At 61.7% G+C, this 22,002-nt stretch carries 18 protein-coding genes; 10 read left to right on the top strand and 8 right to left on the bottom strand.

Annotated elements, in window-relative coordinates; translation table 11 throughout:
• Positions 1-125 precede the first annotated feature (125 nt).
• The 3 genes from AC2FLX_RS17540 to AC2FLX_RS17530 are packed head-to-tail and all read left to right on the top strand — an operon-like array spanning position 126 to position 5,687.
• Positions 126-3,629: a hypothetical protein gene (locus AC2FLX_RS17540; protein ID WP_496875484.1), complete on the top strand. Its 3,504-nt coding sequence runs from the start codon at positions 126-128 to the stop codon at positions 3,627-3,629.
• Positions 3,630-3,664: 35 nt separating this feature from the next.
• On the top strand, positions 3,665-4,117 hold the full coding sequence (locus AC2FLX_RS17535; protein WP_480751205.1) for a hypothetical protein: 453 nt from the start codon (positions 3,665-3,667) through the stop codon (positions 4,115-4,117).
• Positions 4,118-4,160: 43 nt separating this feature from the next.
• Positions 4,161-5,687 carry a hypothetical protein gene (locus tag AC2FLX_RS17530; RefSeq protein ID WP_496746819.1) on the top strand — a complete coding sequence of 509 codons (1,527 nt, stop codon included), beginning with the start codon at positions 4,161-4,163 and terminating at the stop codon, positions 5,685-5,687.
• A gap of 116 nt (positions 5,688-5,803) precedes the next feature.
• Here the strand turns inward: AC2FLX_RS17530 and upp are convergent, their stop codons facing one another.
• The 6 genes from upp to AC2FLX_RS17500 all read right to left on the bottom strand — a co-directional run bounded on the left by upp (position 5,804) and on the right by AC2FLX_RS17500 (position 11,519).
• Complete coding sequence (upp, locus tag AC2FLX_RS17525) at positions 5,804-6,436, bottom strand: uracil phosphoribosyltransferase (RefSeq protein ID WP_480751202.1); 633 nt, start codon at positions 6,434-6,436, stop codon at positions 5,804-5,806.
• A complete protein-coding gene (locus AC2FLX_RS17520; protein WP_496811442.1) occupies positions 6,433-7,419 on the bottom strand; it encodes an adenosine deaminase in 987 nt (328 codons plus the stop codon). The genes upp and AC2FLX_RS17520 overlap by 4 nt, the downstream gene beginning before the upstream one ends.
• A complete protein-coding gene (locus AC2FLX_RS17515) occupies positions 7,416-8,627 on the bottom strand; it encodes a phosphopentomutase (protein WP_496811443.1) in 1,212 nt (403 codons plus the stop codon). The genes AC2FLX_RS17520 and AC2FLX_RS17515 overlap by 4 nt, the downstream gene beginning before the upstream one ends.
• Positions 8,624-9,931 (bottom strand): thymidine phosphorylase, encoded by a 1,308-nt coding sequence (locus AC2FLX_RS17510; protein WP_496811444.1) that lies wholly within the window; start codon positions 9,929-9,931, stop codon positions 8,624-8,626. The genes AC2FLX_RS17515 and AC2FLX_RS17510 overlap by 4 nt, the downstream gene beginning before the upstream one ends.
• A gap of 4 nt (positions 9,932-9,935) precedes the next feature.
• The gene (locus AC2FLX_RS17505; protein ID WP_480751195.1) at positions 9,936-10,352 is read right to left on the bottom strand and encodes a cytidine deaminase; all 417 of its coding nucleotides are present in this window, start codon (positions 10,350-10,352) and stop codon (positions 9,936-9,938) included.
• 81 nt (positions 10,353-10,433) lie between these two features.
• On the bottom strand, positions 10,434-11,519 hold the full coding sequence (locus tag AC2FLX_RS17500) for a cupin domain-containing protein (protein WP_496875483.1): 1,086 nt from the start codon (positions 11,517-11,519) through the stop codon (positions 10,434-10,436).
• Between the two features lie 142 nt (positions 11,520-11,661).
• Between AC2FLX_RS17500 and AC2FLX_RS17495 the strand changes: the two genes are divergently transcribed.
• From AC2FLX_RS17495 to prpE, 3 genes are all read left to right on the top strand, one after another.
• Entirely contained in the window at positions 11,662-13,935 is a 2,274-nt protein-coding gene (locus AC2FLX_RS17495; RefSeq protein WP_496746833.1) for an NADP-dependent malic enzyme, read from the top strand.
• Positions 13,936-13,978: 43 nt separating this feature from the next.
• Positions 13,979-14,368, top strand: coding sequence for a GFA family protein (locus tag AC2FLX_RS17490; RefSeq protein ID WP_480751192.1), 390 nt, complete (start codon positions 13,979-13,981; stop codon positions 14,366-14,368).
• Between the two features lie 232 nt (positions 14,369-14,600).
• Positions 14,601-16,490 carry a propionate-CoA ligase PrpE gene (gene prpE / locus AC2FLX_RS17485; protein ID WP_496811413.1) on the top strand — a complete coding sequence of 630 codons (1,890 nt, stop codon included), beginning with the start codon at positions 14,601-14,603 and terminating at the stop codon, positions 16,488-16,490.
• 9 nt (positions 16,491-16,499) lie between these two features.
• On the opposite strand, the gene AC2FLX_RS17480 is transcribed toward prpE, so the two are convergent.
• Complete coding sequence (locus AC2FLX_RS17480) at positions 16,500-17,309, bottom strand: class I SAM-dependent methyltransferase (RefSeq protein ID WP_496811412.1); 810 nt, start codon at positions 17,307-17,309, stop codon at positions 16,500-16,502.
• A 242-nt stretch (positions 17,310-17,551) separates the two neighbouring features.
• Between AC2FLX_RS17480 and AC2FLX_RS17475 the strand changes: the two genes are divergently transcribed.
• The 4 genes from AC2FLX_RS17475 to AC2FLX_RS17460 all read left to right on the top strand — a co-directional run bounded on the left by AC2FLX_RS17475 (position 17,552) and on the right by AC2FLX_RS17460 (position 20,643).
• A complete protein-coding gene (locus AC2FLX_RS17475; protein ID WP_480751187.1) occupies positions 17,552-17,998 on the top strand; it encodes a hypothetical protein in 447 nt (148 codons plus the stop codon).
• A complete protein-coding gene (locus AC2FLX_RS17470) occupies positions 17,995-18,555 on the top strand; it encodes a hypothetical protein (RefSeq protein ID WP_496807705.1) in 561 nt (186 codons plus the stop codon). Before AC2FLX_RS17475 ends, AC2FLX_RS17470 begins: the two co-directional genes overlap by 4 nt.
• The gene (locus AC2FLX_RS17465; RefSeq protein ID WP_496748641.1) at positions 18,555-19,136 is read left to right on the top strand and encodes an SCO family protein; all 582 of its coding nucleotides are present in this window, start codon (positions 18,555-18,557) and stop codon (positions 19,134-19,136) included. Before AC2FLX_RS17470 ends, AC2FLX_RS17465 begins: the two co-directional genes overlap by 1 nt.
• Before the next feature lie 76 nt (positions 19,137-19,212).
• A complete protein-coding gene (locus AC2FLX_RS17460) occupies positions 19,213-20,643 on the top strand; it encodes an amidase family protein (protein ID WP_496811411.1) in 1,431 nt (476 codons plus the stop codon).
• 303 nt (positions 20,644-20,946) lie between these two features.
• On the opposite strand, the gene AC2FLX_RS17455 is transcribed toward AC2FLX_RS17460, so the two are convergent.
• Positions 20,947-21,708: an NAD kinase gene (locus AC2FLX_RS17455; protein ID WP_480751181.1), complete on the bottom strand. Its 762-nt coding sequence runs from the start codon at positions 21,706-21,708 to the stop codon at positions 20,947-20,949.
• Positions 21,709-22,002 lie beyond the last annotated feature (294 nt).

The following is a 22,002-nucleotide window of genomic DNA, read 5'->3' as shown; positions in this document are numbered from 1 at the left end:
CCCCCCATCACAACAGAGGCAAACCCAAAACCGTTGTCGTAGCCCTATGGAACACGTAAGCTTGTTTGAAGGTCCCTCCAGCTTGGGAAAAACGGTTTCATAAGATCATTGCGAGGGGCGGCCTCTTGGAGCTTACGCGTCAACAGGAAGAATTTCTGGAAAAATTCGTGATCAAGCGGCGGTTCCGCCGGAAATCGCGGGCTGATCGAGAGCACAACCGAAACGTACGCGGCGCATATGAAACCTTCATAGATTTGCGAGTTCAGGCGCGGGGCGTCATCGACGCAATCCCTGACGACCACAGCGCGGTAACGCGCTACAATGCAACCCACGCCGAATTGGCCAGTGTCGAGGCCGACGACGAATATGTCGGGGACATTGACGGGCTGGTGGCAAGCGCCAATCAGCTTATTGCCGATGCAACCGTCTTTCAGGCCGCTTTGCGCACGCGCCGGCAACAGCAACTGGACGCGCTTACGGCGACCGCGATTGCGCCGGATGGCGCAACCCCGGAGGAAGTTACAGAAATTGCCGGGATGCTCACTGCGGGCAATGCCATGCTGGGCGATGAAATGCCAAGCCACGCAACGATTGCCGACGTGCAGGCCCATACCCGTGCAATCGCACAACGTGTCGAGGCAATTGCGCGACGGATCGGCGATCTGCGTGCACAACAGGCCGCAGCACTCAGGACCGCGCTGGAGGAGGCCCGGACCGCGATCGACAGCATTCCGGCCGATCACGCGCAGGTGCCGGACCTGAACGCCGCACATGCCGAAATCGAAGCGGTACTGGCCGACGCCGGATATGCCGGCGATTACAGTGCCGAAATCGCCCAAGCGACGGCGCTCGGGCCCCGGGTCGACGAAGTCAAAACAGCGCTGCGGGCCGAAAAGCAAGCTATACTTGACAGGCTGGATGCGGCGGCTGTTCCACCTGACGGCCATTCTCCCGAAGAGGTCCAAGAGCTCACTGCTCTGAAGGAACAGGGCCGTAGTCAACTGGCCGATGACATTCCCAGCCGTGCGGAAATGACGGTGGCCGAGTCGAAGATTGCCGAGTTGAACAACAAGCAGGGCGACATCCGGGTGCGCCAGCGGATGGCCAATCTTGCCCTACCTACGGATGGTGCAGCAGCAGACGCAGCAAGAAGCGCTCTGAAATCTTTCGACACCATCCTGCAAGGCCGCGAAATCACAGAGGAACTGACCGCGACGGCAAGTGCCGCAACAAAGGCGGCCAATGGTACACTCGCCAGCATTCACAATCGGGATCCGGCTCCGACTCCCGAAGAGGTCGCCGAAGCCCGGCAGAACTATCTGGACGCAAAAAAGCTGTCGGATGCCATCGCCGGCACCAAACTCCTGGCCGAGACCCTGGCGCCCGGCGGCGCACTCACGTCCACCAGCCCAACCCGAATGAGCGACGAAAGCCGGACGAAATTCATCGAAGCGATCAGTGCCTCTCCCACTCTGGCGGGCGCAGCCATAGATGCCGCGAGGTACAGCGACCATGCCGATGCGGTTGCCGACAAGATCAAACCGTTTGCCGAGCTTGTAAATAAAGGTGCGCGCGGAGAAGGCGGTTTTTTATATTTCAGCCCGAGTTTTGCGGAGTATCACGCCGGAATGCTTCTCAAGAACGGCGCATTTCGTGGCGAAGAGTACCTCGATGGCGCCCTGGCCTATGTCGACGGTAGTTCACACCTGACTGACGCGCGCATGTCGGTCAAATCCGGCGACAAGTACATTCAGCTTGCCAGCCGTCGCGGTTTTGCGGTTGCCGACACCATTCTGAAGTCCGGCGGCGACCCCTACAACCTTGACGATCCCTCGGTGGTTCAGGCGATGGCGGATTTGAATTACGGCCACAACGCGCTGCGGGCAGTCACCCCGATCCACACCCGGCAAGTCGAAGAGACAATTGAAACGCTGAAATCGGAAGAGGCCAAAGAGCGCATACGCACAGCATCCCCTCCGACAGGAAGCGGGGCAACCCTGGCCGTCGAACTGATGAAACAGGTTCATGGTGATGAATGGGTGCCGCCCGACCCGCTGACGGCTGAGATCACCCAACAGGCACTTCTGGTGGCGATGTTCAACCCGATCGAACAGGGCAGCGTCGGCAGCTGTTTTGCCACCGCAGGGATGATCACCCTGCGAGAGCAGGATCCGATACGGGCAATGGACCTGTACAAGGAAGCGCTGGAAAAGGGCACATTCACGCCGCTTCAGCAAACTGACGATCTTCTGCCGCCGCCGCCTATTCCCCTGGTCACGGAACACACGGCGGGCGACAACCCGATCACCCGGGCAATCGAATACAGCGCGGCGAGCGCCGGGGCGGCGCTGGAGGTTTCCAGCAACAGCAAGCGTCGCGATCGGTGCATAGTCGACGCAATGGCAAAGTCCTCGGTCGTCGAGGGATTGCGGGATCTATCCGGTGACGAAGACGAAGCGCTGCTGGACCGTCTCACGCTCGGAACCGAACTCGCGCTGCAAACCAGCTTCATTTACGATTCAACTGCCGAACAGGCCTCAACATCGTCAGATGGGTCATCCAAGTTCGGCTGCTTTGTTGCCGTCGTCGGTGGCAGAAACGTGCATGACAAGGATTATGCGGCCGGCAAGACCAAGTTCATCGAAGCCGCTTTCGCAGTCGCCAAGAACGTATACAAGGATCGGCTCAAAACGCCCGAGGATGAGGCCGCGCTGCGCGCGATTGTCAGCAGCGACGAGTTTGTCGACTCGTTCAAACAAGGATCAAATGCGATCTGGCAACTGGCACCCGGCGGAATGCCCGAGGAGGTCGACCGGGTGCTGCTGGACCCGGCGTCCAAGTCAACCTATCTGGTGCGCAAGGAAGGTGACCCGGCATCCAAGACCGAAGGAGAACGCACCATCGACATCGTTGCCGGGCTGATGACGGCCTTCGACGGCGACGACAAGAATGTTTCGCTCTTCACGCTCGGGCAGCACATCTTCAACGGTAAACCCACGCATCCGTCACAGGACGCGATCCGCGGCAAATCGAAGAGCGAAATTGAAGCCCACCTGATTGGCATGGGCGACACGTTGCTGGCGATCGAGGTTCCCAAGGAACAGGCCGCCAGCATTTATGATGCCGCTCTGAAATCCGCTCTGAACGGAGTGCCCGATCCCCACAAGGGCGTCGCGGAGACGGCGCTGGATAGCCGTAGGCCCGGATCGGCGATGACGTCAGCTGATATCGACGCCTCCATTCGCGGGGGGCAAAACGCGATGTGGAATGCTGTCATCGACGCGCTGACCGACGAACAAGTTAATGCCTGGGCCGCCACGCAGGGCACCAAGTACGACGGCAAGTCCGTAGAAGATAAGAAGGAGGCCTATGCAGCCATCCTGCGAAAGAACCCGTCGCGCGACTCGGTGCGCGCCGCAATGGCCGCAAACCTGCCTATGCCGGAGCCAATTCTGATCGCCGACACCAACTGGGGGTCGGGTCCAAGCCATACCAGCTTTGTGATCGCACCAGATCCCGGTACCGGCGAACCGATCATGTGGAAAAAATCAGATCCGCCTGGTTCTCTCAGCCCGGCTGGGCGGGATTGGGTCGACCGGGACTGGGCCAAGACCCGCCCGGTGGGTTAACAGCACAAAGGTTGTAGAGAAATATGTCAGACAGCATGCCCCGTATCGCCCTGACTTTCGGCGAAGAACAGAAGCCGGTGGTCTATATCGGCACCCAAGCCTATTCAGACTGGGGCGAAGTGGTGCAATCCTCCCACGACACGGCGGCCCCGGAAAACGCCAGCAAGGTTGCCCGGATGATGACTCATTTTTCCTACCGGACACGGTACCGCGTCATCGATGACGCAGCCGAGTACGAAGCGCTCTACCGGTCCCGGATCGAGGCCGAGGAACCCGGCCAGCCCTACGAACAGAACGTGATCCGCTCACGCAGTTTTGGCATTCCGGATTTCTCAGCCATAGCTGTTCCCGCAATAGCCGGTGAAACGCTCACCTATTACGTCTACGACACCGCACTTTTTGTTCCCTACCGGGTCGAGGCATCACCGACCAACCCGAATCTGACCGCGCAAACCTACACGCCGCTACCGCTCGAACCGGCCACCTGAGGTGCCGCCGGCCACGGCTTCCCGTGCAACGATTGGAGACAGCATGCCAGACGACGCATTGAACGGTCCCGAACTAAAGAAATTCGTCAAGCTGGCGCGCAGGGGTCGGTTGCCCTTTGCCTTCAATCCCGGCAAGGATCCCGCCGAACATTACTTTGCGATGCACCGGAAAAAGCCGGGCAACCTGCTGGCCAAGACGGCAAAAAAGGAAGGACCTGGCGTCAAAGTGGCCTTCGGCACCTGCGAAGTCGAGCAGAAGGTCATGAAGCTGACTTGCGAACGGGTGATCCCGGCCCTGGCGAAGAACCTCAAACGGTTCCTGAAGGCAAACAAGGTCATGCTCAACGTCCAGGTCCTCGATGCCAACGGAAATGTCCTCGAGGAAGACATAGAGGACATGCCGGACGATCCGGATCTCATGGACGACGGTTCCGATACCGCCGCCGCAGCTGAGCCCGGCGACAAGGACTCACAGGCAGCAGAAGAACCTGTTTCAGCGGACCAACAGTCCTCTGCCGGCCTGGTGGCGCGGATCAAGTCGGCTCAACAGCGGGCCGCAGCGCTTCCCGATGCCGCTGCAAAGCTCAACGACGCACTGAAAAGCATTGTCGCACAGATCAAAGCACAGGATCTGAATGCCGCAGACAAGGCGATGGCCACCGTCGAAGGTGTTCTCGACAAACTGTCAGGACCTGCCAATGACGGGGCCGCCGATCCGCACCTGGCCAAATTGACCGAGGCTGCCGCCAAACTGCGCGTCCGTGCCGAAGGGTCGGTTGCGGACGTAAAGGCGAAACTCGACGCCGCCCTTGATCAGGCAGACGGGCTGATTCAGGCTGCGGACGCATCCGGCGCGGCAGCGCTGTTGAAAAAAGTTCAGGCTGCCTTGACTGCGTCGCAGGTGGCGCAGGAAAAGGAACAAACGGCAGCCGAAAAGGCAGCACCGGATCAGGCCAAATGGGAGGCGGCCTTTGCTAAGATCTCGCCACTTGCCGAAAAGGCCCTGAGCATGGGCCAGGTTGCCGACGTCGACGCATTCCGCACTGCTTGGAACTGGGCAACGAACTGTGCCTCAGATGGTGACTACAGCAAAGCGCTGGCGGCATTGCCGAAAGTTGTCGAGATGCTGAAAGCCGGTCGCGACGACGGGCAGTCCGCTTTCGCCGCGGATATTCCCGACGACGTCAAACCATTTGCCGAAAGCCGCCTGCGCTGGGAATCGGCCCGGGCCAAGATGCAATCCGAAATACGCTCGCTGCAAAGCACCATCGTGGCGGCAACGGCGGATATCGAGGACCTGGATGTCACCAGCGAGATTGGCGGTCTGATGGACTACATCAAAAACCTGGATGCCCGCCTCGAGGACAAGCTGGACGAGATCGTGAACACCCCCGCAGGCGATGCCCGCGAGAAACTCAAGGTTGAAGCCCGATCCCTGATCGCCGAATACGAACGCGAGCTCGAAAACGAGTTTTTCGAGGTAGTCGACAATAACAGCGGCTTTGGAAATGTTGCTGTTGCCTCTACCGCCCGCTCCGCGCTGGCATCTATTTCCGGCGTTCTGAGCTGACGTGGCGCGGTCCGTTCGACGCGTCGCGGCACCGCCGGAACCCACTTACCCATGCGCCTTTTTTGTCTGACGGCGGCCCTGCCAAAAGCCGCCCGCCGCATTCGGCTTCAGCTTGTCTATTTGGTGCCGAACATCCGGTCTCCGGCGTCGCCGAGGCCGGGCATGATATAGCCCTTGGAGTTTAGTTGACGGTCCAGCGCGGCGGTGACGATGGGCACGTCGGGATGCGCCTCCTGCATCCGGGCGACACCTTCGGGTGCGGCCAGCAGGCACAGGAAGCGGATGTTGTTTGCCCCCGCCTCTTTCAGCAGCTTGACGGCGGCGGCGGAACTGTTGCCGGTCGCAAGCATCGGGTCGACCACGATCACCAGACGATCCTGAAGCCCCTCGGGCACCTTGAAATAGTACTGCACCGGCTGCAACGTCGCTTCGTCCCGATAGAGGCCTACAAATCCGACGCGGGCCGAGGGGATCAGCTCCAGCACCCCGTCCAGCATACCGTTGCCCGCCCGCAGGATCGACACCAGCGCCAGTTTCTTGCCCGCAAGGATGGGGGCGTCCATTTCTTCCAGCGGGGTTTCGATGCTGCGTGTGGTCAGCGGCATCTCGCGGGTGATCTCATAGGCCAGCAACTGCGTGATCTCGCGCAAAAGCTGCCGGAACCCGGCGGTCGAGGTGCCCTTGTCCCGCATGAGCGACAGTTTGTGCTGCACCAAAGGGTGATCGACGATGGTCAGATGTTCGCTCATGTTGTCTCCAGTCTTTTTCTGACCCGCGCACGGGTCTCTTCATCGCAAAACGCCGCGTTCAATGCCGTTTCGTTGAGCGCGGCAAAATCTTCCGTCCCCCAACCGAATGCCTTGTGCAGCATCTCATATTCGTGGCGCAGGGTGGTATGGAAAAATGGCGGATCGTCGGTCGACACCGTGACTTTGACGCCCGCGTCACGCAGGCGCGCGATGGGGTGCGCCGCGAAATCGCGGTAGAGGCCCAGAACAACGTTCGATCCGGGACAGACCTCCAACGTGATCTCGCGGTCGGCCAGTTCATGCACAAGCTCGGGGTCTTCAATGGCCCGCACACCGTGCCCGACCCGTTCGACTCCCAGATCGCGCACCGCCTCGCGCACGCTGTCCGGCCCGCCGAATTCGCCGGCATGGGTGGTCAGGCGCAGCCCCGCCTCGCGCGCGCAGTCAAACGCCCATGCGAAATCGCGCTGCCGCCCGACGCTTTCGTTGCCGCCCATACCAAAGCCGGTGATCCAGTCCCCCGCGGTCTCGGCGGCGCAGATCGAGGCCCGCCTGGCCTTGTCGGGGCCGAAATGGCGCACGCAGGTGACAACCCCGCGCAAGGTGATGCCAAACTTGCGCTCGGCCTCGTCGGCGGCGTCCCGGATTGCGTTCAGGTAATCGCGCCACGCCTGCACGTCGCCGCCGCCGCAGAAATCGGGGCTGAGGAAGGTCTCAGAGTAGACCACGCCGTTCGCGGCGCTCTGTTCCAGAATGGCCAGCGTCAGGCGGCGGAAATCCTCGGGCGATTGCAGTACCTCACAGGCGGCCTCGTAGATCCGAAGGAAATGGGCGAAATCCCGGAAATCGTAGGTGCCGTCCGGTTTGAAGATCCCACGCAGATCGATCTTCTTTTCAAAGGCCAGTTGCCGGATGAATGCAGGCGGCGCCGCACCTTCGTGATGCAGATGCAGTTCGATCTTGGGCAGGTCGGCGATGCTCACAGAAAGCTCCTCCCCGGCCCCTGCGCCGCGATGCCAAGGTGATCGGCGATGCTGGCTGCAACATCGGCATAGTTGATCTGCCCGACCGAACCTGTTCCGCATCCGGCAACCAGAACCGGAACCTGTTCGCGGGTGTGATCGGTGCCGCTCCACGACGGGTCATTGCCGTGATCGGCGGTCAGCACCAGCATGTCACCGCGGCGCAGCTTGTTCAGGATCACGCCGATTTCCACATCGAACCATTCCAGTGCGCGGGCATAGCCCGAGATATCGCGGCGGTGGCCGTAAAGACTGTCGAACTCGACGAAGTTGGCAAAGGTCAGGCTGCCCTCCTCTGCCTCGTCCACCAGCCGCGACAGGTGGCTTATCAGATCGGCATCCGCGCCCTTGTCCAGCGTATCGATCCCCTGCATCGAGAATATGTCGCCGATCTTGCCGATGGCATGCACCCTGCCCCCCGCATCCTGCACCCAGTTGGTCAGCACCGGCGCGGGTGGAACGATGGCAAAATCCTTGCGGTTGGTGGTGCGAGTAAACCCGGTTTCGGGCACGCCCACGAACGGACGTGCGATGACCCGTCCTACCTTCATCCCGTGAAGCCGCGGGGCCAGTGCCCTGCACAGATCATAAAGCCGCTCAAGCCCAAAGGTTTCTTCATGCGCGGCGATCTGGAACACGCTGTCGGCCGAGGTATAGCAGATCGGCCAGCCGGTACGCATATGCTCGTCCCCCAGCCGGTCGATGATCGCTGTACCAGGCGCGTGACAGTTGCCAAGAATGCCGTCCGTCCCTGCCGCCTGCGCTGCGGCGCGGCTCAGATCGTCGGGAAACGCAGGATGCTCATCGGGGAAATAGTGCCAGTCCCACGGCACCGGCAAACCCGCCAGTTCCCAGTGGCCCGAGGGCGTGTCCTTGCCGATGCTATGCTCGCGCGCGCAGCCCCAAAGCCCCACGGGCTCAGCATCCAGACCCGGCGTCGGGTCGCCCGAAGCCAGCCGTATCGCCGCCCCAAGGCCCAATGCATCCAGGTGCGGCACATGCAACGGGCCCGAGCGCCCCTCTTCCGCCTGCCCCTCTGCGCAAGCCTGCGCGATATGGCCCACGGTGTTGGCTCCGGCGTCAGGCAGCGTGCCGTTATAGAACCGGTCGGCGTCCGGCGCGCCGCCGATTCCGACCGAATCCATAACCACAAGAAAGGCGCGGGTCACTGGCTGATCCTTTCGTGAACGAGATCCGGCGCCGTGACGGGTTTCGACCCCACCCGGATCGCCTTGCGCACCGCGGCCACCGCCTGCCGCGCGGCATCCTCTCGCGACGCATGCACCCTCGCCAACGGCGTGCCCCTGGACACCCTGTCACCCAACCGCACGATGTCCGAAATCCCTACAGCCGGATCGATGACATCGCTTTCCACCTGTCGTCCGCCGCCCAGCACCACGACGGCCAGCCCCAACGCCTCACCATCGATCGCGGTGACATAGCCGCTGTCTTGCGCCGTTGCCTCCTGAATGACGGTCGCCTCAGGCAGAAACCGCGCCCAGTTGTCCACGAAATGCACAGGCCCTCCCACGGCGGCCATCATGCGGCCAAACCGCTCGGCGGCGCGGCCATCGCAGATCACACCTGCAACCTTGGCTTCCCCATCCGCCGCGTCGCTGGCAAGTCCGGCATCGGCCAGAACGACACCGCCCAGAATGGCAGAGATGTCCGCCAATGGCGTATCGGCCCCACCGGTCAAAACCGTCATCACTTCGGCCACCTCCAGCGCATTACCCAGCGCCGGCGCAAGCGGCTGGTTCATGTCGGTGATTACGGCCGAGGTCTTGCAACCCGCCGCATTCGCGGTCTCGGTCAACGCTGTTGCCAGCTTGCGCGCATCCTCGATGGTCTTCATGAAGGCGCCGCTGCCCGCCTTGACGTCCAGCACCAGCGCATCCGGGCTGGCCGCCAGTTTCTTGGACAGGATCGAGGCGGTGATCAGATCCAGGCTTTCCACTGTCGCGGTGACGTCACGGATCGCGTAAAGGCGCCTGTCAGCAGGCGCGATACTGCCGCTGGCGCCGACGATCGCGGCGCCGGTGTCCTGCAGGATCTGCCGTAAGCGTTCGTTTCCGACCTGCGTGGTGACGCCCGGAATGGCCTCCAGTTTGTCCAGTGTGCCGCCCGTGTGACCCAACCCGCGCCCCGAGATCATCGGCACATAGGCCCCGCATTCGGCCAGCGCAGGCGCAAGAATAAGGCTGACGCAATCGCCCACGCCGCCTGTCGAATGCTTGTCGACCACCGGCCCGTCGAAATCCCACTGGAGAACCTCACCGCTATCGCGCATCGCAAGTGTCAGGGCGGCGCGCCCTTCAGCCCCCAGCCCACCCATGACAACGGCCATGGCAAAGGCTCCGGCCTGCGCGTCACTGACGCCGCCATCGGCAAGGCCTTGGGCAAACCATGCCAGTTCTGCGGCGTCAGGCACCTCTCGACGGCGTAGCTTGGCGATGATCGAACGGGCATCCATCGGTTCAGCGTCCCTCCATGTGCGAGGTGTCGAAGGCACCGGGCAGCAGTTGTGAGATGGTCATTTGCATCTCGGCGCCCTTGGTTGTCGCCATGGTCACGACCACGTCGCCCTTGCCGAACTCGGCCAGCCGCTGGCGGCACCCGCCGCAGGGCGTGACAGGTTCGGGGCACTCGGCCACGACATAGACTTCGGTCAACTGCGTCTCGCCCGCCGCCACCATCGCCGCAATGGCGCCGGATTCGGCGCATGTGCCCTCGGGATACGACACGTTCTCGACGTTGCACCCGGCATAGACCGCGCCCGAGGCCCCCCGTATCGCCGCGCCCACCTTAAAATTCGAGTAAGGCGCGTGCGCATTTTCGCGAACGGTCAAGGCGGTCTCTTTCAAAGACATGGCGATTCCCCGGTTTTTGATCACTTGGTCAGAATGGCCTACCCTAAAAGAAAGGCCGCGGGAAATTGAAGCCCCCGCAACCGGTTTTCAACAGCTAAATTCAGCTTATCCCAACGTCGTTGTGAAAGTGCCCGGCAAAGTCACCTCCAGCAGTTCTACATCATCCGACGGATCGCTCAGCCGGGTGCGCATTCCGGGCGGAATGACAAAGGCGTCGCCCTGTTCCAGGCGGTACGGATCGCGCCCCTCGCCTTCCAGCGTCACTTTGCCGTTCATGACAAAGGAAAAGTGGATATCGATGTCATGGGTGGCCCATTGCGGCTCACCATCGCCGCGACAGACAACCTGTACTCCGGCAACGCCCTTGGTGTTCTCGGCAATTGTGGTGTCGCGGCAAAGATACCCCGGCAAGCGGAAGGGCATCCACTCGGCATCCCGGGCCCGATTGTAAACAAACCGCTGCCCCTGCCATTCACGCTCGGGGCGATAATTCGGGGTGGGCAGGGTCATCTCGTGATCGATCTCGGTGATGTGTTCGGCGGGAACACCGATCTCGATCACCTGCACGTTGTCGCTGGCCTCAAGGACCCGGTGACGGATCTCCGGCGGCTGTATGAAACAGTCGCCAGCCGTCAGGCGCATCTTTTCCCCCTGATCCTCATAGACAACGTCGACCCAGCCGTGAATGCAGAAAATCAACTGGAACCCAACCTTATGGAAATGCACCATGTCGGGCACCGGCCCGCCGTCGGGAATGCGGATATGGCTGGCGATGATCGAGCCGCCAAGGCGCGAGGGCACCAGATCGCGATAGTGCATGCCCGCGCGACCGATGATCCATGGCGCCTGATCCATGAGCCGCCGCACCACAAAGGAATGCACGGTTTCCGGCATCACCAGCGGCGGGTTGCGTTCCTCGATCTCGATCCGGGTCCCGTTCGGCGCGACCATTCTCCGCTTGCCATCCGCGAACCCGTCGGGATTCTCGGTCAGAATCCGCAGGGTGCCGGGCGGTTCCGGCGCGTCCTTTTCTATGCGAAGACGCAGCCCGTGGCCGGAAAAGACGCCAACGCGCGGATCGTCGGCGGGATATATCATGTCCATCCGCATTCCCAGAATCTTGGTGTAGAACGGAATGTCATCGCGCAATTCGTTGGTCGGCAGGCGCATCTCGGCTATGGTGTCGGTCATGGCATTCTCCTTTGCGCGGGACTGTGGCCGCGAGGCGGCGGTTTTGCAAGAAGCCACCTGCGACGCTGTGGCCAAACCAAGGCTGTTTCCCCTGCGTCAAAAGTAGTTTAATGCTAAACTAAATTTTTTAGGAGTTCGCTTCATGTCCGACAATACCAGCCAGCGCCAGGCGGCACTCGACTATCACGAATTTCCCAAACCCGGGAAGCTCGAGATCAAGGCGACCAAACCGATGGCGAATGGCCGGGATCTGTCGCGGGCATACTCCCCCGGCGTGGCCGAGGCTTGTATCGAAATCAAGGACAACGCCGACAATGCCGAACGTTATACCGCACGCGGCAATCTGGTGGCGGTGGTATCGAACGGCACCGCGGTGCTGGGGCTGGGCAATATCGGTGCGCTCGCGTCAAAACCGGTGATGGAAGGCAAGGCGGTTCTGTTCAAGAAATTCGCAGGCATCGACTGTTTCGACATAGAAGTGAACGAGGCCGACCCGGAAAAGCTCGCCGACATCGTTTGTGCACTTGAACCGACTTTTGGCGCGATCAACCTCGAGGACATCAAGGCGCCCGACTGTTTCATCGTCGAAAAGCTGTGCCGCGAGCGCATGAACATCCCTGTCTTTCACGATGACCAGCACGGCACTGCCATTGTCGTCGGCGCGGCAGCCAAGAACGCGCTGCATGTGGCGGGCAAGTCTTTCGAAGAAATCAAGATCGTCTCCACCGGCGGCGGCGCGGCGGGAATTGCCTGCCTCAACATGCTGCTGAAACTGGGTGTCAAACGCGAAAATGTATGGCTGTGCGACATTCACGGGCTGGTCTACGAGGGCCGGGCCGAGGATATGAACCCGCAAAAGGCCGCCTTTGCCCAAAAGACCGACTTGCGGACACTGGATCAGGTGGTCGACGGTGCCGACCTGTTCCTGGGGCTTTCCGGTCCCAACGTGCTGAAACCCGAGATGGTCGCGAAAATGGCCGATCGCCCTATCATCTTTGCGCTGGCCAACCCAACGCCGGAAATCCTGCCTGATGCCGCGCGCGAAGTTGCGCCAAACGCCATCATCGCCACCGGGCGCAGCGACTTTCCCAACCAGGTCAACAACGTGCTGTGCTTCCCCTTCATCTTCCGGGGTGCGCTGGACGTCGGCGCAACCGAAATCAACGATGAGATGCAGATCGCCTGTGTCGACGGCATCGCCGATCTTGCCCGCGCCACCACCAGCGCCGAGGCTGCGGCGGCCTATAAGGGCGAGCAGCTGACGTTTGGCGCCGACTACCTGATTCCGAAACCGTTCGACCCACGCCTTGTTGGCGTAGTGTCTTCTTCGGTCGCCAAGGCGGCGATGGCAAGCGGCGTGGCCAAGCGGCCCATCGCCGACCTGGAAGCCTACAAGGAAAAGCTGAACCAGACCGTCTTCAAGTCTGCCCTGCTGATGCGTCCGGTCTTCGAAGCCGCCGCCGTCGCATCGCGCCGGATCGTCTTTGCCGAGGGCGAAGACGAACGCGTCCTGCGCGCGGCACAGGCGATCCTCGAAGAAACCACCGAAACCCCCATCCTGATCGGCCGCCCCGAGGTGATCGAGGCGCGCTGCGAACGGATCGGTCTTTCGGTGCGCCCGGGCCGGGACTTCCAGATCGTGAACCCGGAAAATGACCCCCGTTATTATGATTACTGGACATCCTACCACCAGATCATGCAGCGCCGGGGCGTCACGCCCGATCTGGCCAAAGCGATCATGCGCACCAATTCTACCGCCATCGGCGCAATCATGGTTCAGAGGGGCGAGGCTGACAGCATGATCTGCGGCACCTTCGGGGAATACCGCTGGCATCTGAACTACGTGGAACAGGTGCTGAATGACGGCGACCTGCGCCCGCATGGCGCGCTTTCGCTGATGATCCTCGAAGACGGCCCTCTCTTCATCGCCGACACCCATGTGCGCACTCGGCCCAGCCCGGAAGAATTGGCCGAAATCACCTTGGGCGCGGCCCGTCATGTGCGCCGTTTCGGGCTGGAACCAAAGATCGCCTTCTGCTCGCAGTCGCAGTTCGGCAATCAGGCCGAAGGGTCCGGCAAGCGCCTGCGCGACGCGATCCGAATTCTGGACAGCAAACCGCGCGATTTCACCTATGAGGGCGAAATGAATCTCGATGCCGCGCTCGACCCGGACCTGCGCGAGCGCATCTTCCCCAACTCCCGCCTCGAAGGCGCGGCGAATGTTCTGATCTTTGCCCACGCCGACGCCGCCAGCGGTGTGCGCAACGTGCTCAAGATGAAGGCCGACGGGATCGAGGTCGGCCCGATCTTGATGGGCATGGGCAACAAGGCCCATATCGTGACGCCCGCGATCACCGCCCGCGGCCTCCTGAACATGGCGGCCATTGCCGGAACGCCTGTAGCGCATTACGGTTAAGTCCGGCGGTCGCCTTTCCGACCGCCCATTCAGGGAGGTCAGAATGCAAGGGCATTGTCACTGCAATGCGGTGCGCTGGCAAAGCGATGGCGAGGTTGCATGGAGCTGCTATTGCCATTGTTCGGATTGTCGCCGCAATTGCGCATCCCCCGTCACCGCGTTTTTCGGTCTGCCGCATGAGAAGGTGAAATGGGTTGGCGAGACTCCGCGTGTCTACGCGTCGTCCGAAGGGGTCGAGCGGTTGTTCTGCGGCAACTGCGGAACCCAGATGGCCTATCGCAACGTCCGCGACCCGGTGAACATCCATCTCTACACCGCAACACTGGAGAACCCGGATGACCTGGCGCCCAGGTTCCACGTCTTTCACTCCGACCACCTGCATTGGCTGAACATCCACGACACGTTGCCCCGCTATGCCAAAACTGCCGGATGACCAGCGAATCTCTCCAGCCGCACTTTGCAGGTAAAGTGTTTGCTGATTTGCAAATCTACGTTTTTTTCCAGAATCAACGCGGGAAATAGCTTTGTTTGCAAAAATTTGCAGGCAATTTTCGGCCGGGATGCAAAGTTTTTGCGATAAACTGACGCGCCGTCATTCGCAATGCTTGCCCGACTGACCCGGCACGCCTAACACAACCGGAAAGCCGAACGTTGAGGAGGACGCCATGGCATACAGCGATGTTTACGAGAGCTGGAAGAACGACCCCGAGGCGTTCTGGATGGAAGCCGCCAAAGGGATCGACTGGGTCGAAGCCCCGTCCAAGGCGCTGTTTGACGACAACGCCCCGCTCTATGAATGGTTCTCGGATGCCAAGGTGAACACCTGCTGGAACGCGGTCGACCGCCATGTCGAGAATGGCCGCGGCGATCAGGTCGCGATCATCCACGACAGCCCGGTTTCGGGCGTCACACGGCGCATTACCTATGTCAACCTGCGCAATCGGGTGGCCCAACTGGCCGGGGCGCTGCGGGCCAAAGGCGTGGAAAAGGGCGACCGGGTCATCATCTACATGCCGATGATCCCCGAAGCGCTCGAAGCGATGCTCGCCTGCGCCCGCCTGGGGGCGGTGCATTCGGTCGTCTTCGGCGGCTTTGCCAGCAACGAACTGGCCGTTCGCATCGACGACGCCAAGCCCAAGGCGATCATCGCAGCCTCCTGCGGGATGGAGCCGGGGCGCGTCGTGCACTACAAACCGCTTCTCGACGGGGCCATCGACATGGCCAGCCACAAGCCTGACTTCTGCGTCATTTTCCAGCGCGAACAAGAAGTGGCCAAGCTGACCCCCGGGCGCGACTATAACTGGCACGGCTTCCAGTATGGCGTGGAACCTGCGGAATGCGTTCCGGTCGCGGGCAACGATCCGGCCTATATCCTGTATACCTCGGGCACCACCGGCGCGCCCAAGGGCGTGGTTCGCCCCACCGCCGGGCATCTGGTGGCGCTGAACTGGACGATGAAGAACATCTACAACGTCGATCCGGGCGATGTGTTCTGGGCCGCCTCCGACGTCGGCTGGGTCGTCGGCCACTCCTATATCTGTTACGCACCGCTGATCCACGGCAACACCACCATCGTGTTCGAGGGCAAGCCCGTGGGCACCCCAGACGCCGGAACCTTCTGGCGGGTGATTTCCGAACACAATGTGCGCAGCTTCTTCACCGCCCCCACCGCCATCCGCGCCGTCAAGCGCGAGGACCCCAAGGGCGAGATGCTGGCGAAATACGACCTGAGCTGTCTCAAGGCCCTTTATCTGGCCGGTGAACGCGCCGATCCCGACACGATCATCTGGGCGCAAAACGCGCTGAACGTGCCAGTTGTCGACCACTGGTGGCAAACCGAAACCGGCTGGGCCATTGCGGGCAACCCGCTGGGTATCGAGGAACTGCCGACCAAGCTGGGCTCACCCGCCAAGCCGATGCCAGGCTACGACGTACAGATCCTCGACGAAGGCGGCCACCCGATGAGACCCGGCGAGCTGGGCGCCATCGCGGTGAAACTGCCACTGCCGCCGGGCACCCTCCCGACCCTTTGGAACGCCGAGGCGCGGTTCAAGAAATCCTATCTGGAGCATTTCCCCGGCTATTACGAAACCGGCGATGCGGGCATGATCGATGAGGATGGCTACCTCTACATCATGGCGCGCACCGATGACGTCATCAATGTCGCAGGCCACCGTCTGTCCACCGGCGGCATGGAAGAGGTACTGGCGGGCCACCCCGATGTCGCAGAATGTGCGGTGATCGGAGTCAGCGATGACCTGAAAGGGCAGATGCCCGTGGGCTTTCTGTGTCTCAACAAGGGCACCGAGCGCGCGCACAGCGATGTGGTGAAGGAGGTCGTCGCACTGGTCCGCGAAAAGATCGGCCCCGTTGCCGCTTTCAAGCTGGCCGTCGTGGTGGATCGCCTGCCCAAGACCCGCTCGGGCAAGATCCTGCGGGGCACCATGGTCTCGATTGCTGATGGCAAGGAATTCAAGATGCCCGCAACCATCGACGATCCGGCTATTCTGGACGAGATCAAGTCGTCACTGCAAACCATCGGCTATGCAAAGTAACCGGCGGCGTCAGCTTGCCGTGACCACATAGCCCTGCATCTTTGCCGCAACCTCGCCCGCACCAAAGCGGGCGCGGATTTCCTCTGTCGCGGCTTCCACGATCCGTTGCACCTTCGCTTCGCCATGCGGCGCGACTTCTCCGTACATCGGCGTCCCGCGCACATAGGCGATGGCAGGGTGCGACGGATCGGGGGCGCGGCTGATCGCGGTGATCTTTTCGATGTCGACATGGGCATAACCCGCCTTTTGCAGCTCTGAACGGATACGTTCGGGATTTCCGTGCCCATGTGGCGTGCGCGCCAGGAAATGCGGCGGCGACGCGGGCAACAGGGTCGAGGCCACCTCGGTCACGATCCGGGCAAACTCGTTATGCTCGATCCCGTCCCACACGTTGAACAGAAACCTCCCTCCGTCGCGCAGAACCCGGCGGGCCTCGGCATAGCCACGCACCCGGTCGGGAAAAAACATGATCCCGAACTGACAACAGACCGCATCGAAACTCCGATCGTCGAACGGCAAGTCCAGCGCATCCGCCGCCTGCCACACGATCCTCAGGTCTACCCCCTGCCTGGCCTTGGCGCGCTCCAGCATGGGCGGGTTCAGGTCGGTCACGACAAACCGGGCATCATCCGGCAGCAGCGGCGCCAGCGCCCGCGTCACCACCCCGCTGCCTGCCGCAGTTTCCAGCACATCCGCGACCGGCTGGTTGACGACGCGGGCGGCCAGGTCGGCCGCATAATGCTCGAAAATCAGCGGAACAAGGTAAGTATCATAGATATCGGGGATTTTTCCAACAAACGTCGTGTCATTCCGGGACATTGCACCCTCCGCAGAACAAGGCCACCTCAGCATAGCACATTTCAACGTTGCCCCGGGTGTTTTCAACGTGGCCTTGGTGTAGGCCCCCCAAGCCTTCAATCGGCCTCGTGTCGATATTGTGAAACCGGGTCGGCACCGGACCCCAAGAAACTGTGATCAATCGTTTCAGCCTGGGCGATTGCCATAGCCCGACAAGCTTTCTAGCCTCTCTCCTAAACGGAACCTAACAAAAGGATGCTGCCATGCGCGCTTTGCTTGCCGCCTTGGCCTGTTGCACCGCCCTGCCCGCAGTTGCGAGCGAAGGGCAGCGTATTCAGGTCACCGGGGAACTGATCGATACGTGGTGTTATTATTCGGGCGTCATGGGCGGTCCCGAGGCCGTGGTCGGCACAGCGCATCACACCTGCGCGCTCTGGTGTTCGGCAGGCGGTATCCCGGTGGGGATGCAGGCCGAAGACGGCACGGTCTACATGGTGCTCAAGCTGGAAAACGATGACAAGCTGGCGGGCGGCGACACCGCGCTGCGTCTGGCCTCTCACACGGTCGAGGCTGATGGTATGTTCTACGAACGTGACGGCATCAATTACCTGATCGTCGAAAAGGTTGTCAGCGACGCGGGCATCACCAACCTCAACCACGAAGATTACGGCCCGGTGCCGGGCTTTGCGATACCGGAGCCGAAGGAATGAAACGTCTTGCATTTGCGATGGCCCTGTTGGCCAGCCCCGCCCTTGCACAGGATTTTTCGGCCGAGTCCGAAGCCAAGACCTGGAACCTTTATGCCGAAAAACCTGCCCGGTTCGAGGCCAGGGTCGTTGATCTGCTTTGCGAGCTGACCGGCGACTGCCCCGCCGATTGCGGTGCGGGCAAGCGCCAGCTGGGCCTTTTGCGCAGCGCCGATGGCGTGATGGTCCTGCCGCTCAAGAACGGCCAGCCTGCCTTCAGCGGCGCCGCCGCCGATCTCGCGCCCTATTGCGGCAAGACCGTCGAGGTCGATGGGCTGATGATCGAAGACCCGGACCTGCGCGCCAAGAACGTCTATATGGTGCAGACGATCCGCGAACCCGGCGGCGAATGGCAAAAGGCCAACCAGTTCACCAAGGTCTGGGCCAAGGAGAACCCGGATGCCGAAGGCAAGGGGCCATGGTTCCGCCGCGACCCCCGGATCAAGGAGATGATCGAGACCGAAGGCTACCTCGGTCTTGGCCTGGAAACCGACGAGGCCTTCATCAAGGACTGGTTCTGATGCGCCTTCCGAGGCTCGTGATGGCTCTGGCGGCGGTGGTCACGACGACCTCCGTCGCAGACGGTTCCGAGACCGCGCCCCTGCCCTTCGACGTGGGCGGCGCGTTCGAACTCACCGACCAATACGGTCAGCGCCGCAGTCAGGTGAACCCGAACGGGCATGGTCAGCTGCTGTTCTTTGGCTACGCCAATTGCCCCGGTATCTGCTCGGTTGCCATGCCGATGATGGCCGAGGCGGTCGACCGCCTGAAGGCCGAGGGACTGAGCGTGACACCGGTGATGATCACCGTCGACCCCGAACGCGACCAGCCCGGCAACATGGATGCGCCGCTGGCAAAATACCACCCGGAATTCGTCGGCCTGACCGGAACCAAGGCCCAGTTGCAGGTGGCCTATGATGCCTTCTCGGTCGAAAATGAACTGGCCTATGTCGATATCGAATACGGCCCAGTCTACAACCACGGCAGCTTTGTCTATCTGCTCGACGCGCAGGGAGACGTGCTGACCCTGTTCCCGCCGATCCTGACTTCGGACCGGGCGGTGGAACTGGCGCTGAAATACCTGACATCCGGCGGCGCGTGACCCGGCGTCACTCTCTGTGCCCGAGCTTGGACTTCCCGCCCCGCTGCCCCTAACCTGCGAGCGGGAGAACCGGATCATGACACAACAAGACCTTTGGCGACTTGACGCAACCGACATCGCTTCGCGCACCGTTTCGGGCGATCTGAGCGCCGAACTGGTCGTATCCGCCGCCATTGACCGCATGGACGTTATCAACCCGGCATTGAACGCCGTGGTGGAAAGCTGCGCCGATGCGGCGCGGGCGCGGGCGCGCGATCTGGACATGGCGCGCGCGCGCGGGGCGAAACCGGGGCCTCTGCACGGCGTTCCCGTCACCATCAAGATCAATGTCGATCAAAAGGGCTATGCCACGTCCAACGGCGTGCCCGCCCTGAAGGACCTGGTCGCCACCGACGATGCCCCCATCGTGCGCAGCCTTGAACGTGCGGGCGCGGTGGTGATCGGGCGCACCAACACGCCCGAGTTTTCCTTTCGCGCCGACACTGACAACCCGCTGCACGGGCGCACCCACAATCCGTGGGGCAAACATATCTCTCCCGGCGGTTCCTCCGGCGGCGCGGGCGCTGCGGTGATGGCAGGGATCGGCGCGCTGGCGCATGGCAACGATATCGGCGGCAGCCTGCGATTTCCCGCCGCCGCCAACGGCGCGACCACCGTCAAGCCGGGTCTGGGTCGCATACCGGCATGGAACCCCAGCCAGACTGCCGAACGTGGGATGCTGGCGCAATCCATGTCGGTACAGGGGCTGATCACCCGCAGCGCCCGCGATCTGCACCTGGCGATGCCCACGATGATCTCCCCCGATCCGCGCGATCCGTTCCACGTGCCGTTGCCGTGGCGGGGCGAGGCGATGGACGGCCCGATCAGGGTGGCCTTCACCAAGACCACCTTTGGCTATGACTTGCACCCCGAGGTCGACGCCGCGCTGAACACCGCGCGAGAGGCGCTGACGGATGCGGGCTATGTCGTCGAGGAGGTCGAGCCACCCGATGTGTTCGATTGCGGCCGTAACGGGTACCGCGCGCTGATGGGTGAGGTCTGGGCGCTGATGAAATCCGATATCGACGCCCACGGCTCGGACACGATTCGCGACATCTTCGACGTCTATTTTCAGGAGTTTCCTCCCTTCACCGACACCGAACTTGTTCGGATGATGGCGGCGCGCAGTCACTATGCGCGCCAATGGTCCATGTTTGCGCAGGACTACCCACTGGTTCTGACGCCCTTCCTGCCGCAACCGTTCTTCCGACCCGACCGCGACACCGAAGGCCCCGAAGGCGTGCACGAGGTGCTGGGATGTGCCGTCTATTCCTATGCAATGAATTTCATGGGCCTGCCTGCGGCATGCGTTCCCAGTCGATTGGCGGACCTGCCCGACGGCAGACAGCCCATCAACGTACAAATCGTGGCGCGGCGCTGGCGCGAAGATATGGCGGTGGACGCAGCCGCCGCAATAGAAGCCCGCGTCGGACGCATGTGCGACGCGCTTTGGGCACAAATGGGCTGAGAGTTTCGGGAAGCGCCCAACTGTCTAGCGACAGGCCGTATCACCAAAGAAATAAGCCCCGGGGAAATGCAGCTCGCTGCGCCCGGGGCCTGCATGCTAAAATATTCCCGGAGTTTGATGACGGGCGCGGCGTCAACCGCCCCCGCCAGCGCGAAACATTGCGCAATCATTTACTTAACGCCGCTTCGATGGCCACTCACTCCCATCAGGACGTTCACTCCGGGTAAGCTCACCCTAGACCAACCGAACCACCCTGAATGTGACCTCGTTCACATAAGCGAAAATTTTCCCCAAATTTCACGTTCAAGTGAACTGTTCCGAGATCAGGCGTTCCTCCAACCCGTGCCCCGGATCGAACAGGATGCGGTGTTCGATGGCCGGTTCCGACCGGATTTCGACCCAATCGATGTCAGGAAAGGAAATCGAATCGGCATCCGCCATGACCGGGCGCTTGTCGGCCTCCATTACGTCGAATCGCACATGCGCCGTCTTGGGCAGCAGCGCACCGCGCCAGCGGCGCGGGCGGAACGCGGCGATGGCCGTCAGGGCCAGAACATCCGACCCAATTGGCAGAATCGGTCCATGCGCCGAGTAATTGTAGGCGGTCGATCCGGCGGGCGTCGAAACCAGCGCCCCGTCGCAAACCAGTTCGGCCAAACGCAGCCGACCATCCACCGTGATCTTGAGTCGCGCTGCCTGTGGCCCGGCCCGGAGCAGCGACACCTCGTTGATCGCCAGCGCCTCATGCAGCGTGCCGGACTGGTCCATCGCCGTCATCGCCAGCGGGTTGATGATTTCTTCCTGAGCTGAGTCAAGACGCTCGGTCAGGCCGGTTTCGCTGTATTCGTTCATCAGAAACCCGATGGTTCCGCGGTTCATGCCATAGACGGGGACGTTCAGGTGCTGGGTATTGTGCAGCGTCCGCAACATGTATCCGTCACCGCCCAGGGTCACGATGACATCGGCGTCGCGCGGCGCCACGTTTCCGTACCGACCCACAAGGGTTGTGCGGGCGTCCTGCGCCACCTGCGCATCGCTTGCCAAAAAGGCGATTCTCTTTTTCATGTTTTCAGGTTTCCGGTCCTGCGCATTTGGTTCCGAAACAAACATACCTTTCCGCGATAGGCCAGACTTGACGCCCCAGCGGGCCAATTCGTCGCTTTACGGCCTTTCTCGCCCATTCAGTTTCCTATAGGAAATTCGCAAAACACACCCCAAGCATTGCGGAGCCCCCATGGACGCCAAAACTCGTACCGACGATTTTTTCACCCAATCTCTCGCGGATCGTGATCCTGAGCTTTACGGCTCGATCGCGTCGGAGCTTGGCCGTCAGCGCGACGAGATCGAGCTGATCGCGTC

This window comes from Ruegeria sp. YKSF57 (assembly GCF_059612585.1).
The sequence above is the reverse complement of the archived record's forward strand: the minus strand, read 5'-3'. Positions and strand labels throughout refer to the sequence as shown.